The sequence below is a fragment of the Micropruina sp. genome, assembly GCF_047602085.1.
In the GTDB taxonomy this organism is placed as follows: Bacteria; Actinomycetota; Actinomycetes; order Propionibacteriales; family Propionibacteriaceae; genus Micropruina.
Genome location: NZ_JASGID010000007.1, coordinates 269,844 through 283,342, shown reverse-complemented (window position 1 = coordinate 283,342; position 13,499 = coordinate 269,844). Strand labels below are relative to the sequence as shown.

Annotated in this window: 13 protein-coding genes and 1 tRNA gene; 2 read left to right on the top strand and 12 right to left on the bottom strand. The window is 67.5% G+C overall.

From position 1 onward, the window contains the following. The first annotated feature begins 85 nt into the window (after positions 1-85). Both orn and QM721_RS13840 read left to right on the top strand, forming a co-directional pair. On the top strand, positions 86-718 hold the full coding sequence (orn, locus tag QM721_RS13845) for an oligoribonuclease (protein ID WP_415122977.1): 633 nt from the start codon (positions 86-88) through the stop codon (positions 716-718). A gap of 78 nt (positions 719-796) precedes the next feature. Continuing rightward, positions 797-869, top strand: a tRNA-His gene (locus QM721_RS13840). On the opposite strand, the gene QM721_RS13835 is transcribed toward QM721_RS13840, so the two are convergent. The 12 genes from QM721_RS13835 to QM721_RS13780 form a co-directional block, all read right to left on the bottom strand. After that, the gene (locus QM721_RS13835; protein ID WP_415122975.1) at positions 865-2,547 is read right to left on the bottom strand and encodes a recombinase family protein; all 1,683 of its coding nucleotides are present in this window, start codon (positions 2,545-2,547) and stop codon (positions 865-867) included. The genes QM721_RS13840 and QM721_RS13835 overlap by 5 nt on opposite strands. Positions 2,548-2,928: 381 nt before the next feature. Continuing rightward, positions 2,929-3,516 carry a hypothetical protein gene (locus QM721_RS13830; RefSeq protein WP_415122973.1) on the bottom strand — a complete coding sequence of 196 codons (588 nt, stop codon included), beginning with the start codon at positions 3,514-3,516 and terminating at the stop codon, positions 2,929-2,931. 10 nt (positions 3,517-3,526) lie between these two features. Further along, a complete protein-coding gene (locus QM721_RS13825) occupies positions 3,527-3,988 on the bottom strand; it encodes a single-stranded DNA-binding protein (protein WP_415122971.1) in 462 nt (153 codons plus the stop codon). A gap of 76 nt (positions 3,989-4,064) precedes the next feature. Then, positions 4,065-5,843 (bottom strand): type IV secretory system conjugative DNA transfer family protein, encoded by a 1,779-nt coding sequence (locus QM721_RS13820; RefSeq protein ID WP_415122969.1) that lies wholly within the window; start codon positions 5,841-5,843, stop codon positions 4,065-4,067. Further along, on the bottom strand, positions 5,840-6,361 hold the full coding sequence (locus QM721_RS13815; protein ID WP_415122967.1) for a hypothetical protein: 522 nt from the start codon (positions 6,359-6,361) through the stop codon (positions 5,840-5,842). The genes QM721_RS13820 and QM721_RS13815 overlap by 4 nt, the downstream gene beginning before the upstream one ends. A 31-nt stretch (positions 6,362-6,392) precedes the next feature. Continuing rightward, positions 6,393-7,340 (bottom strand): hypothetical protein, encoded by a 948-nt coding sequence (locus tag QM721_RS13810; RefSeq protein WP_415122965.1) that lies wholly within the window; start codon positions 7,338-7,340, stop codon positions 6,393-6,395. Positions 7,341-7,443: 103 nt separating this feature from the next. After that, entirely contained in the window at positions 7,444-8,919 is a 1,476-nt protein-coding gene (locus QM721_RS13805) for a VirB4 family type IV secretion system protein (protein WP_415122963.1), read from the bottom strand. After that, on the bottom strand, positions 8,916-9,353 hold the full coding sequence (locus QM721_RS13800) for a hypothetical protein (RefSeq protein ID WP_415122961.1): 438 nt from the start codon (positions 9,351-9,353) through the stop codon (positions 8,916-8,918). Before QM721_RS13800 ends, QM721_RS13805 begins: the two co-directional genes overlap by 4 nt. Before the next feature lie 33 nt (positions 9,354-9,386). After that, positions 9,387-10,193, bottom strand: coding sequence for a hypothetical protein (locus tag QM721_RS13795; RefSeq protein ID WP_415122959.1), 807 nt, complete (start codon positions 10,191-10,193; stop codon positions 9,387-9,389). A gap of 63 nt (positions 10,194-10,256) precedes the next feature. Then, a complete protein-coding gene (locus tag QM721_RS13790; RefSeq protein WP_415122957.1) occupies positions 10,257-11,726 on the bottom strand; it encodes an SCO6880 family protein in 1,470 nt (489 codons plus the stop codon). A gap of 3 nt (positions 11,727-11,729) precedes the next feature. Next, entirely contained in the window at positions 11,730-13,061 is a 1,332-nt protein-coding gene (locus QM721_RS13785) for a conjugal transfer protein TrbL (protein WP_415122955.1), read from the bottom strand. A 55-nt stretch (positions 13,062-13,116) separates the two neighbouring features. Continuing rightward, positions 13,117-13,386 (bottom strand): DUF6112 family protein, encoded by a 270-nt coding sequence (locus QM721_RS13780; RefSeq protein ID WP_342373025.1) that lies wholly within the window; start codon positions 13,384-13,386, stop codon positions 13,117-13,119. Between the last annotated feature and the right edge of the window lie 113 nt (positions 13,387-13,499).

The following is a 13,499-nucleotide window of genomic DNA, read 5'->3' as shown; positions in this document are numbered from 1 at the left end:
GTCGTCCGCCACGGTGAACATCCGCCGAACGACGCGTGAAACATCGGTGAACGACCACACCGGCGACACCACTACAGTTGGCCACGTGGGTGACCTTCTGGTGTGGATCGATTGCGAAATGACCGGACTCGACCTCACCAATGACGTGCTGATCGAAGTGGCCGCTCTGGTCACCGACGGACAGTTGAACGTACTGGGTGAGGGCGTCGACGTGGTGATCAAGCCCCCCGACCGGGCCCTCGAACAGATGGGCGACTTCGTGCGCGAAATGCACGCCAAGTCGGGCCTGCTGCCGCTGCTGGCCAACGGCGTCGACGTCGAGACCGCCGAACAGCAGGTGCTGGCCTACATTCGCGAGCACGTGCCGAACCCGCGCAGCGCTCCCCTGGCCGGCAACACTATCGGCACCGACCGCTCGTTTCTCGCCCGCGATATGCCCACCCTCGAACAGCACGTGCACTACCGCAACGTCGACGTGTCGAGCATCAAAGAGCTGGCCCGGCGCTGGTTCCCACGGGTGTACTACAACACGCCGGCCAAGTCGGGCAATCACCGAGCGCTGGCCGACATTCGCGAGTCGATTGAAGAGCTGCGCTATTACCGCGACGCGTTGTTCGTTGCGCCACCCGGACCCTCCACGGTGGACCTGAAGCGCATCGCCGCGGTGCACCAGGGTGCCCTCAGCACCCCCGAGCCGGACGAGATCGAGAACGACTGACCCTCTCGACGTCGATTGGCGCCCTTGATCAGCGGTGGCCTAGACTGTCTCAGTCGTGACGACGGTTCACGGCACATGGTGGGTATAGCTCAGCTGGTAGAGCACCTGGTTGTGGTCCAGGATGTCGCGGGTTCGAGTCCCGTTACTCACCCTGATGTGGCGAGGTTCAAACCCTCGACCAGAGTCACCGCTCTGGTTCCGGTTTGAACCTCGCCCTTTGTTTTCGCCTCGGCAGCCCAGTTCAGGGCGTTGGCCTGCACCTCGGGATCGCACAGCGTGTCGTAAGGCCGCTGGTACGTGACGCGGGGCTCGCCGTCGTCGTCAATGAAGATGGCGGTGAAGAACGCCTGGTTGCACAGACGACGGTTCGCGTCGTCGCACCGCCGGTAGATGTCCGCCGCGTGTGCGAGCAGCCCGATCGAATCCTCCAGGTTCGTGCGAGCCTCGGCGTACTGGTCGTGGTGGGCGACGATCCGGTTGTTGATCGTCTCCAACTCAGCACCGATCCGGGCTTGCTCCTGCTTGAGCAGGTCCAGCGGCACGGCGTCGGCGTAGTGCGCTTGCAGCAGCTTGACCCGCTCGTTGTCGAGACGGTCACGGTCAGCGGCGAGCCCAGCCAGCTCCTTGACATCGGCAGCCATCAGCCGGTCGAACGTGGCGTGGAGCATCCCGGCGACGTTCTGCCGTGTCTGTCCGTCGATCTGGATGGTCTCGTAGTAGCCCTCGATCAGTCGCTCCACGTCTTCGATGAGCACGGCCTGCCGGGTGCAACCGCTCGTGTCACCGTGCCGGCCCGAGCACACGAAGTACGGGTAGACCTTGCCGTGCCTGTTACGGGAATGGCAGATGAGCAGCCGGCTGCCGCACTGTCCGCAGTAGACCGTGCCCTTCAAATAGTGGTCGTGAATCTGGGTGGCGTCGGCGGCAGACCTGTGGGCATCGAGTACGGACTGGACTTGGTACCAGACCTCGCGCGGCACGATCGCTTCGTGCGTGCCCTTGTACGTGGCCCCCTTGTAGCGGATGTCGCCCTTGTAGTACGGGTTCGTGAGAATCCGATGGACGCTCGACAGTCCGATGGGTTTGGACGGCCGGTTGGGCGACGGCGGCGTGTTCAGGCCACGCCGCACGAGTTCGCGGTGGAGCTGGGTGGTCGTCCACTGCCCCGAAGCGAAGACCTGGAACGCCCACGTCACCAACTCTGCCCGCTCAGGATCGACCTGCACGGTGCGTATCTCACGGCCGCGGTCGTCACGGACTCCGACGTTGAGGTAGCCCATCGGTGCCCGGTTGATCGTGCCTCCTTGCGCCGCCTTCTGCGACAGGCCCTTGATCGTCTCGGTGGTAAGGTTGCGGGAGTAGAACTCCGCGATCGAGGACATGATGCCGTGCAGCAACATCCCCGAAGGAGTCTCATCGATGTTCTCGCTGGCTGACACCAGCATCACGCCTGCGTCGCGTAGCGCGAGATGGATCGTCACGTCGTCGGCGCGGTTGCGTGCAAGCCGGTCGACCTTGTGGACGATGCAGTAGTTGACCTGGTGCTCGGTGACGTACTGGATCATGCGCATCAGTTCGGGTCGGTCGGCCTTGCGTGCCGACTCGCCAGCGTCCACGAACTCTTCGATCACGGTTGCGCCGAGCTGTTCGGCCTTCCGGCGGTTCGCTTCGCGTTGGGCAGGGATGGAGTATCCCTCGTCCGTGCCGCCCTTCTCCGCTTGCTCCTTGGTGGAGACGCGCAGGTAGGAAACGGCCACGGCACCGCCCGTAGGCACCGATGAGGACAGCAGGCTATCGAACGCGGCCCGGTCGACTGTAAGGGTTGTCATGGCTCTTCTCCGCGAGTGGTGGTCCAGACGCCCACCGCAGAGCTGTCAACTGCGAATGTTGATTGTGAGAAGAGCCCGAAGGCTGTAGGACGAGGCCCAGGTCGGCCAAGTTCGCGTGCCCGCCGAGACGGCGGGGTTTAGGACCACAACATCCACCTCTACGGCGGACACCTTCATTCTACGACGGGTCGCTGACACCGGCCATAGCCCGGTGTTCCCGCGCCCGTGTGGCTCGCTGTTCACCAGAGTTTTGGAGCGCGAACCGGATCAGCAGCTCGGTCAGCTTGTCGAGGTCGGGGGTCTCTCTGTGCACAGCGCGCACCGACAGGTTCCGCTCCTCTCGTGACCGACGGTTGGTCTTCCTGACGTACTTGCGCGGCATCAGTCCTTCACCTCACCCGTCGCAGGATCGACGCCAGCGAAGAACGCTTCCTCGGCGGCCTGCCGGATGGCGACTTCATCGAGGACGTACCGCACAAAGTCCTCGTCGCGGTCGGCGATGGGCACCTCTTCCACTGGTTCGGCCGGTGCTTCGCCGGGCCAGGCGGTCTGGCGGGTGGGGCGGTCGCGGTCCAGGCGGGTGCCGCTGGTGGCTACCCAGTCGCGGAGGCGCTGGCGGGCGTCGGCGAAGTCGCGGTGCCAACCCAGCGGTGCTGAGCCGTTCTGCTCGGGGTCGTAGGCGCACAGCCAATGCAGGTGCAGCGCGGATAATTCCCAGAGGAGTTCGGGATGGCGGTGCCACATCGGCGGGATCACGCTGGCTGGAAGTCCGTAGGTGTGGCGGAGCCAATCGACCCAGCGGTTCAGTTCGAGCAGTTCGGCTTCCAGATCATCGGCCGACAGCAGGTTCCAGTTGATCGGCCTCGGTGGCCCGGGCAGATCGTTGCCGGGATCGAACACCGGGCGGTCATCGAACTCGTCGGGTGCTTCCGATCTTGCCGTGGGATCGGGCTTGTCGATGGGGGTCATCTCGGTCCCCTCACATTCCGACTGCCGGCGCGGTGGTCGCCTGCCGGCTCGGTGCGGGACTGGTGAACGCCGAGGCATCCCGCGCCGGCGCCTCTTGCTCAGGTCCGTTGCGCCGGGGCGAGCGGTCGACGTCGTAGCGTGTCCGGGCGGTGTCGTGGCCGATCTTCCTTGCGGTGAACTCTTCGCTCTCGACGGCCTGGCCGTCGCGCTCGTAGTTGACCGAGCGGGTGTAGCCCTCGGCGATGAAGTTGTCGCCCTTGCGGAAGCGATCATGTGCGTGGTTGGCGGATCGCCCGAACATCACCAAGTGATGGAAGGTGGGCTCCAACTGCGTGAAGGAACCGTCATCCTCCTTGCGGAAGTGCTCCTGCCCGAAGCGGAAGTAGAGCCTTGCGTCGCCCTTCTCGGTCTGCGTCAGTTGCGGGCTCGAAGCGACGAACCCGGAAACGGACTCCTGGGTGTGAATGGTCATGATCGCGTCCTTGTCTGCTCAGGCAGCCCGTCATGCTCGGGCCGCTGTGGCGGGAAGGTGCGCGATCGCCTCCTGGTCAGTTCTCAGTGCGACGCAGGAGTGCTTCGATCTCCTTGCGATCACTGGCGAGCTGCCCGGCCTCTGAGCGGCTGGGCCACGGGTGCAGGTCGGCGACGATGGGTGGTGCGGAGCGCAGCAGCACGACCCCGGTGCCGAACGGCAGTCGGCGGATGCGGTCGGGTGGGAAGATCGGGACGCGGCGCACAGATCGCTGGTTGGAGCGGGTGCCGTGATCGCCTAGCGTCACCGAGTCGGTGTACTCGTCGCGTTCCCCGACCAAGGCACTCAGGTCTTGCAGGTCGCGGGAGTTCGACGCGCCACCAAGGATGACTTTCACGATGCTCGCGTCCCAGATCGCGTTGGCTTGGTGCTCGTTCCACTTGTCTCGCGCTTGCGCGAGCGACTGCAAGACGGGCATGGTCGTGATCCCCGACCCACCGCCTTCAGCCATCAGCGTCGGCAGCGACGGCAGGGGTGAGAGGTTGGCTATCTCGTCCAGCGCCAGCAGCATCGGCGGATCGAGCCGGGCACCGGGTGAGCGTGCGGCGAGACGGCGGGCAGTCTCGATGAGGTCTTCCACCAACGCAGCCACCAGCGCCGCAGATGCTCCGGCACCCGAGCCGGTCGCCAACAGGAACAGGGTGCCGCGATCGCGGATGAACGCTTCGGGGTCGAACCCTTCTCCCTCGGCTGGCGATACGGCGTCGAGGACGCGCGGATCAGCCAGCGACCCAAGAGCGAGGGACACACCTTGCCAGATGGAGTCGCGGGTGCGGGGGTCGGAGTCGATCATCGCCTCCAAGGACTCGGCCCATCCGGTTGCGGCGCGAGTGGAGCCGGTCAGAATTGCCACCGCATCCGCGGCGGCGATGGGGTCGAGGGTCCAGCGGAACAGTTCGGCGGGTGGCCGGTTGTCGATCGCCGCCGCGTGTAGGAGCGCCTGCAACGCGGCGCGGGTCTTGCCCTCCCAGAACCCGCCGGAATCAACGCCGCCCGCCGACAGGCCGGTGCCGGCCGCGAGGCCAGTGGCCCGGATCATCGCGGTCTGTGGCGACTCGCAGCCCCGGATCGGTGACCAGCGCAGCCCGGCGGGCAGACCCTCGGCCAAGTGCTGAGGGTCGAAGATCGCCACGGGACCGATCCGGCGGCGGGCGCGCATGGTCGCGGTCAGGTTGTCGGGCCGGGTGCTGGTGACGACGACGGCGCCGGGTGCGTCGAGGATCGTCGGGATCACCAGGTGCAGGCCCTTGCCGGAGCGAGGCGGGCCGATGACCATGATCGAGTCCTCCACCGATGCCCACACCCCCACGCCCTTCGAGGAACCGAGCCGGTACCCGACATCGGTTGGTTTCGGGTCGCTCAGGCCGGGGCGGAGGTTCCCGGCGCGTCGCAGTAGCGCCTTCTCCGCTGCCGCGGTGGCGACTTCGTGGCGGGTCGCGATCCCGGCCATCCGGCGCGGGTCTTGCTCGGCCCGGTGCGTGAAGCGACGCACCCGCACCCACACGAACACCACGAGTGCTATGAGGAGCGTGAGCATGGCTCCGGTCACGACCCAGTAGACGACCGGGTTCAAACCATCCGCGTCGAGCGCGGTGCCGGGGTCGCCGGGATGTACCAGCACCCCAGCTCCGGCCGCGAGTCCGCCTTCGGGGTGAGGGGTGCCGGTGAGCCAGGCGGTGATCGTGCCGGCGGCGCGGAGGACGAGCGCGACTCCGAAGAGGGCGACCAGGCCGATCATGGCGGCGTTGGTCAGCTCGTCCCCGAACGATCCGGTCTGCCGGCCTTCGCCGGTCATGGCAGCCGCCGGATCACCGTGGCGCCCGAGATACGTCCGAGCAGCAGCACCTCGAATCGCCCTGTCGTCTGCTCCTGGAACAGGTTGGTGGGGTCGATGAGGGCGCGGGCGGTGCCGGTGTGTGCGGCATCGGTGTGGCCGGTGATGATCGCGACCGCGACATCCTCACCAGGCACGAACCCGTCGCCCTCGACCTGATGGAACACCGGCAGGGACGGCGTGGGCTTCACCTCGACCGTCTGCTCCGGTTCAGGGAGGGCGCGGCGAGGCCGTGCAGTGATGAGGTCGGTGAACACCGAGCCGTCTGCTTCGCGGACCTCGACGCGGATCGGGCGGGTGCGGTCGTTGCTGGCCTGGTCGATGATCTGCGGGAACGACTCACGCCGCCACGGCGGCGCCGACTCCGGCGGGGTGAGCGGTGCGCCGTCGAGAGTTGCGGTCAGCGTGCCGTCGTCGTGGACGATCAGCAGGACGGTCGGGAGCGCGACAGGCGTGGGATCGGGTTCAGTTCGCTTCATGCCCGGCAGGTGCACGCCCACCGGTCAGGAGCTATCGAGAGAAGACGGCTTCACCTTCGATGGCTGGTCGACGCCACGGCTGAGCATCGAGCGAATCAAGTATGGCTCGTGGGTCGGTAACGAGTCGGGCCAGCCCAACAAGTTTTGAGGGGAACACGGCGGGGGCCGCATTGAAGCCGGCCTCATCGAATCCGACCGTGAATCGCTCCCTCAATGCCAGCGGCAATCCGGTGGCAATCTCTGATTCGAGCCTGCGCGCCTCCGTCGCCAGTGCCGAGACCTCCCTGAGCCGATACCGCTGGAGTTTCCCCTTCGGCCTTGGCGCAGGCTTGGACGTGGCCTCCGACAACCGCGCAGTCGCGTCCGTCACCCACGGGTCAGTCGCATCGACGGCAAGGGGTATCGGAATCCCTTGAACGGCTCGTACTGCATCTGGTTCGATGGCCAGGGAGACGCTTGACGCGTCCTCATGAACGTTCACGTACCTGAACACATTGGTGCCGGGAGCGCACACTTCGGCCAGGTAAGCGTCGCCCACGAAGTTTGTGGGCTCCTTGTGTACGCCCGGTTCGATCACGCAGTTGGGATCGAGCTGTAGGCGGTAGAGGTAGAACTGGTCGTCAGAGCTGCCTTGGTCGTCCATGCGCCGGAGCATGTTCTCGATCGCCGCCTCGTAGGTGCCGACGTGGAGCGCCTTGGTCTTCTGCCGGCTCGCCCAGGCTCCAACTCCAGAGCCCATCGCTTCCATGCGGCGCTTGGTCACATCAGTCAACCGTGCCGCCGGGCCGAACTGCCGGTCTGGCCAGTTCTCGTGGGTGGATGAGTGATACCAGTAGAACTCCCGCACGGCCGAGTCTTCTTGCGCGGGGTCTTGAGGGTCCGCGCAGAAGTCCGGGCGGTCTTCACCTTGGCAATCAGTGCCGCAGACAGGACAGACTTCACGAGCCTGGTTGAAGCGGTCAAGCCACTGAGCGGTCACGAGCCATTCATGGCGACATGATCCACAACGCATTCGGCGGGGCCGCTCGAAGTTGATTGCTCTCTCGATCACCGCTCCAGCATCACACGAGCATCCGACATCCCTAGATCATCCGGGTGGTGGTGTCGAACAAGGCCAACTCATCGGGGTGCATCTGATGTTGGACGACGAAGGAGCGTTCTTTGATCCTCCACAGCCCTTGCCCGGTGCCGAGTCCGGGCAGGAGGTGCTGTTCGGTGCCGGTCAGGCCGAGAGTCTTGGCGGTGAGGGAGAGCTGGTCGGACTCTTGCCGGTAGATCACGCGCGTCTCGGCGTTGGCGAGCAGGCTGTTCGCCAACGAGCGCATGGCCGAGCCCTGATCGCCCACGTTGTCGAGGTCGGAGAGCTTGTGGAAGACGAGCATGTTCGCCAGCCCGTAGTGGCGGGCGAGCCTCCATTGCGCATCCATCCGGCGCAGCAGTGCGGGGTGGGCCATGAGTCGCCAGGCTTCGTCATAGATCATCCAGCGTTTCCCGCCATCGGGGTCCATCAGCGCCGCTTCCATCCACGCCGACGCGCAAGTCATCAACACGCTCAGCAGGGCGGCGTTCTCCGCGACCCGGCTCAGGTCGAGGCTCACCATCGGCAATGACGGGTCGAACCGCACAGTCGAGGGGCCATCGAACAGGCCGGCCAGGTCGCCGCCAACGAGGCGGCGCAGCGCGTGAGCGACGAGCCGGCCGTCTTCCGCCAGCCGCCCGTCCTCGTCAACGTCGGGTGCTGGGGTGAGTAGACGGTCAACGACCATCGGCAGGATCGGCACCTCCGCATCTCGCACCGCCGCCGTGAGGGCGGTGTCGATGGCGGTGTGCTCCAACGGCGACAGACCCCGCCCGAGCACGGTCTCCGCGAGCGCGCCCAGCAGCTCACGACGCCGCGATGCCAACGTGGACGCCCATTCCCGATCCGACAGACCCGAGGGCCGGTGGCCCTCATCGAGCGGGTTCAACCGGGTGCGCAGCCCGTGGCCGAGAACGATGGCCTTTCCGCCGACCGCTTCCGCGACGGCGGTGTGCTCACCCTTGGGGTCGCACGGGACATAGACCCTGCGACCGAATGGCAGTGACCGGGTGTAGAGCGACTTCGCGAGGCTGGACTTCCCGGAGCCGACGATCCCGGCGAGGATCATGTTCGGCGCGGTGATGACACCCCGCCGGTACAACTCCCACGGGTCATAGACGAAGCTCCCGCCGGAGTACATGTCCTGCCCAACGAACACGCCCTGGCTGCCCAGGCCGCCTTCGGCGAGGAACGGATACTGCGCCGCCAGCACGGCACTGGTGTCCTGATGGCGCGGAAGCCGGAACCTGCCCGGTGTCCTGAGCGCCGCCGGGCCGGGTTCGCCGGACTTCGGCAGATACGTCGTGGCCCGCCGCTCCGCCCGCTCAGCCTCGGCCTTCGCCTTGGCGGCTTCGACCTCGACGCGGCGTTGCTCGGCGACGAGCCTGGCGGCAGCCTGCCGGCGCTGCTTGCGGTACTTGCGCCGCTCCGACGCGGGAGCGACGAGCACCGAGGTGTGCAGCTTCTCCCGCTCGTTCACAGCGACCACCCCCGCGAGCGAGCGTCCGAACTGGTCGCGGAGCGATCGAACCAGGACGGGTCCGGTTCCGGGCGCGGCGGTGGCGTCTCGCTGAGGAGGGCAAGCTCGTCGGCGTTCTGCCGTGCGGCCTCGGCCGCCCACTCAGGGAACAGGCCGGCGTGCTCGACGCTGTGGCCGGGGTGGTCGATGGCGTGCTGCCGGGATTCACCGGCGGCGGCGAGATATCCGGCGAGGTCGCGCAGCGCGCGCTCGGGCGCGACGGGGGCACCGGCGCCGGTGAACAGGTCCCGGCCTTCGAGGCTCTGCCCCGTTTCTGCATCTTCCAGGCGGTAGCCATACCGCTGATGTTCACCGACCGGGCTCTCGGGCCAGACGGCCAGAGTGAGCGTGCCGGTCTGCCGGGATATGCGCGGCGTGGGGTCTGTGGTGTTCATGCCTGGCAGGTGCACCCCGGGGCACCGGCGGGCTCAGAGCGAGAGCCTGCCGCTCTGCTTGAGCGTCGTGATCGCTGCCGGCTCGAACCACGGCCCCTGCGCCTGCCGGGGCGCGACCGCTGGTTTCGGCGCGTTCGGTGACGAGTACGACACCAGCAGTTCCGGCCCGTCTTGTACCGGCCCAGGCGTCTCAGCCTCTTCGGGTTCGGGCACGGTGTGGCGGCGGAGCAGGGAGACGTGGCCGAACTGGGCGTTGACGACCAGGGCGTAGTCGCCGGAGTGCATCACCTTGTCGTACGGGCCGGCCGGGGGTTCGTCGTAGACGTATCCGTTCTCCATCGCCGCGTCGGTGGTCTCGTCGCCGTAGTCCCACTGGGCGAGGAAGTCCACCGCGTCGACGTGCCCCAGTTCCCCGAGGATGCGCAGCGGCCGGTCGGCCTCATCACCCTGCAAGAACACCACACTGATCCACCGCTCGACATCGGCGGCGGGTTGGGGGTGCCAGACGATCTTGCCGGACTGGACGAACGCGGCACTGAGCTGATCGTGCGCCTGATCCAGCAGCACCGCAGCCTGATGAAACCCATCAGCCGCGCTCAGGGCCGCAACAGCCCCGGTCGCCCGGTTGCCGTCGTCGGTGCTCACCCCGTCTTGGTGGCGCAGGTGGACACCGGCGAGCTGGTCGAGGACTTGCCCCAGGCACCGGATGCCGGCGACGACCTCGCCGATGACGCGGTAGGTGTCAGCGGGCTCGTCCCAGTCCCGGGTCGCGTGGGCCAACCCCCGCAACGCTTCGTAGGCTTCCGCGGCATCGGTGACGGGGTTCTCGTAGGTGGGCATAACGGGCCTCCTTCAGCGGGGTTCAGACACCCACCAGGTGCACCACCCACGCCCGGCGAGAGGTCAGACGGTGCGGCACAACGGCAGAGCAGCAGCGGTGAAACCGGCGGCTTGCTGGCCAACGAGTCGTCTCGTCTCGCAGGAGCTTTGGATGGCGGCTTGGGTGATCGCGGCGACGGCGGCTTCGAGGTCGTCGATGCTCGGTGCCGACACGCTGATGAGGCCGGTCACGCGCAAGACACCGTGCCCGGCGGTGAGGTCGGCTTCCTGTTGCAGCACGTCTTGGAACTCCGCTGATTGGGAGGCATCCTCGATCTGCCCGAGACGGGCACGCTGTGCGGCATCCGAGATGTATTCGACCTTCTTGCGGCGGATGTCGCGGGCGGCCTGGTCGGAGCGCATCGGCGTATAGATCAGTGAAACGGCCCGCTGAATGCCGGTGGAGAGCAGGATCGGAGCGGCGAAGCCGGGATAGACAAGGCTTCGCGGCCACTCGGAGACCCAGAGCACGGCGTGGTGGGCGGAGTCGGTGCGCAGGTTGCCCCAAGTTTCGGTGACTGCGACCGGGCCGGCGGTGGCGAGGTCGCGGCCGATCTGCCCGTGCCGCTCCAACGCGGAGGCGACCGCCGGGTCGTAGGCGGAGCGGAGGATGACGGCGATCTGACCGGCGTCGAGCCAGCCGGACGGGGCGAGGTCGGACGACCGCAACGCGGATACCAGCGTGGACATCTCCTGCCGCAGCACTCCGGCGGCGCCCTTGATGCCGCCACCGGCGGTCCTGATCTGCCGGGCGGCGGCCTTCATGTCCAGCGACAGGCTGATGGTGGTGGCGTGCCGTTCCCCGGCAGGGCCGGCACGCTCGATCAGCTCGGCGTAGGTGTCGGCGGCCCACGAGCCGTCCGGGGTGCCGTGCGCGGTCCACCACTCCGCCAGCCCTGTGCCCGAGTCGGGCAGGGTGCGTTCGAGGACTTGCAGGGTCGCGATCCTCCCGGAACGGCACACCGTCGCCAGCGCACGGCCCCAGGTCGTGACACGGCGCTCCTGCTCGCCCGGATCGAGGAGCACGAAGGCGGGGTGCGTCACCTCGCATACCACCGTGAGGGTGGCGGCGTGGGGGTCGTGGATCATGCACGCCCCAGTCTCTGGGTCGGCGTACTCGCGGAGCCTCGCCATGTCGCCGGGCAACGCGAGGGTACCGGCGGGACGAGGCCGGACGATGCGGCGGCGGTAGAGTAACTGCCCGCCCGTGACCCGCCACAGCCACCAGAACGTGACCGGCAGCCACTCCACGACCGGACGCCCGCCGACAGGTATCCAGGTCAATGCCGCGCAGAGCACCCAGACGGGGGCGGTGTAGGCGAGCAGCATCCCGCCGCCGGCGTAGAACGCGCCGATCAGGGTGAGGCCGCCGATGCCGAGGGTGACGAGTTGAGCGACCGACAACCCCAACAGGACGCCCCGGCGGGTGAGGCGGCTGAACTTCACCGGCACCAGCTCGCCCGGCGCAGCGGTCTCTTTCGCGTGGCTGGCCATCGGTCACTCCTTCGTCGGCTTGGGTGGGGTCGGGGTTGCCGGGCGCGGGCTCGGTGGAGCGGTCGGCGCAGGTGTCGAGGGCGGTGGCGGTGCGCTGGCCTGCCCGGCCCCGGCGGCGGTCGTCTCGGCGTCACCCGCCAGCATCGTCCCGGCCTTCGGCCCCGCCGTGGCGGCACTCTTCACCACCTGCGCACCGACCACGACCGCAGCCGCCGGACCCGCAGCCGCAGCGCCCGCCCCGGCTCCGGCGCCCGCGCTGGCTCCAGCTCCGGCACTTCCGCCCGCGCCAGCTCCTGCACCGGCAGCACTTGCGCCGCCGCCACTTCCCGCGGTCGGGGTGGGCTTCGGTGGTGCACCGGCACCTCCCCCTATGCCGCCGTTGGTTTGGCCGTCGAGTACCTTCTTCGGTCCGTCGCCGGACGGCTTGGAGGGAACGGGGATGGGCCGGTTCAGTGCCCGCTTGGCGTCGTCCTCGGCGCCGGCCTGGCCGTAGTAGTCGGTGCCGACGAACGCGAGGAACCGATACGTCAGATACGGGGCGAACCCCGCCAAGGCCATGAGCACGATCCCGGATAGCGGATCGGATACCGAGGCCAGGTCGAGGTCGATCGGTGCGGCGACCTGGGTGATCGCGACGAGGAAGATCACGACCAGCACGAGCTTGGACAAGATCAAGGCGATGACGAACATACCCCACTTGCCGACCCAGCCGCGTGCCGCGTCCCACGACGACCCAGAGAATGCCAATGGGGCGAGCGCGACCGCGACCAACAGCAGCGACTTGCGGATCAGCAGCGACAGCCACACGATCGCCGCTGATGCGATCGCCAGGCCGGCGAGGAAGATCATGATGATCGCTCCAACACCGGGTGCGGCGATGGACAGGCCGGACAGGGCCAGGACGAGGGCGGCGATCTTGTCGCCCATCGTCTCGGTGGTTTCGCCGGCGGCTTGGATGATGCCGACGCAGAGCTGGTCGGTGATTTCCAGCAGCAGCGCGGTCAAGGTGATGACCACGAAGGAGCCGAGCACGGACTTGCCGAGGCCGAGCGCCGCCCTGGTGAGAGCGGTGGGGTCGCGGCGGATCATGCCGGTGATGAGCTGCAAGGCGAAGAACAGCAGCATCACGAACACGGCGATGCCGAACACGAGATTGAACACCGACACGAAGCCGGGCCGCTGCACGTCCACCAGCGTGGTGGTGTCGAAGACCGACCAGACGGCCTCGAACAGCCATCCTGCCGCGCCGCCCATCGCGCTGGCGAGCCAGTCGAACGGGGCCGACACCAGCGTGGCGGCGGCTTCGCCGGCCACGTCGCAGACGGTGGAAATCACCGGGACATCGCAAATGCCCATGACAAAGACCTACCTTCCTCGCGGACGTTGCGAATCAGACGGCTTGACCGACGCCCCAGAAGAAGTTCACGAGTGCGACGCTCGCGCCGCAGATGATCGCCGCACCGCAGGACACGAGGACGCCGATCTTCCCCCGCCCGGCGAGGTGCGGGTTGCTGGAGTTGGCGCCGTAGGCCCACACGACCGCTGAGACGATCAGGGCGAGGACGGCCAGGATCAGGCCCACCGTCATCACGGCACCGACGATGGTGCGGAGCTGTTCGATACCGGGAAGGCCGGTGCCATTGGGGTCGATGTCGATCACGACGGTTCTCCATTCACGCTGAGGGTTGCTTCTGCCCACAGGTGCACCCCGCCCACCAGCGCCCGGAGAGGCGGAAGGCCCGCCCCCGAAAGGGGCGGGCCAGGAGGTCAGGG

Coding starts and splice junctions, on each gene's coding strand:
- QM721_RS13790 (WP_415122957.1), bottom strand. CDS start 11,726: ATGGCCAGCCACGCGAAAGAGACCGCTGCGCCGGGCGAGCTGGTGCCG.
- QM721_RS13830 (WP_415122973.1), bottom strand. CDS start 3,516: ATGACCCCCATCGACAAGCCCGATCCCACGGCAAGATCGGAAGCACCC.
- QM721_RS13800 (WP_415122961.1), bottom strand. CDS start 9,353: ATGAACACCACAGACCCCACGCCGCGCATATCCCGGCAGACCGGCACG.
- QM721_RS13795 (WP_415122959.1), bottom strand. CDS start 10,193: ATGCCCACCTACGAGAACCCCGTCACCGATGCCGCGGAAGCCTACGAA.
- QM721_RS13820 (WP_415122969.1), bottom strand. CDS start 5,843: ATGACCGGCGAAGGCCGGCAGACCGGATCGTTCGGGGACGAGCTGACC.
- QM721_RS13835 (WP_415122975.1), bottom strand. CDS start 2,547: ATGACAACCCTTACAGTCGACCGGGCCGCGTTCGATAGCCTGCTGTCC.
- QM721_RS13825 (WP_415122971.1), bottom strand. CDS start 3,988: ATGACCATTCACACCCAGGAGTCCGTTTCCGGGTTCGTCGCTTCGAGC.
- QM721_RS13815 (WP_415122967.1), bottom strand. CDS start 6,361: ATGAAGCGAACTGAACCCGATCCCACGCCTGTCGCGCTCCCGACCGTC.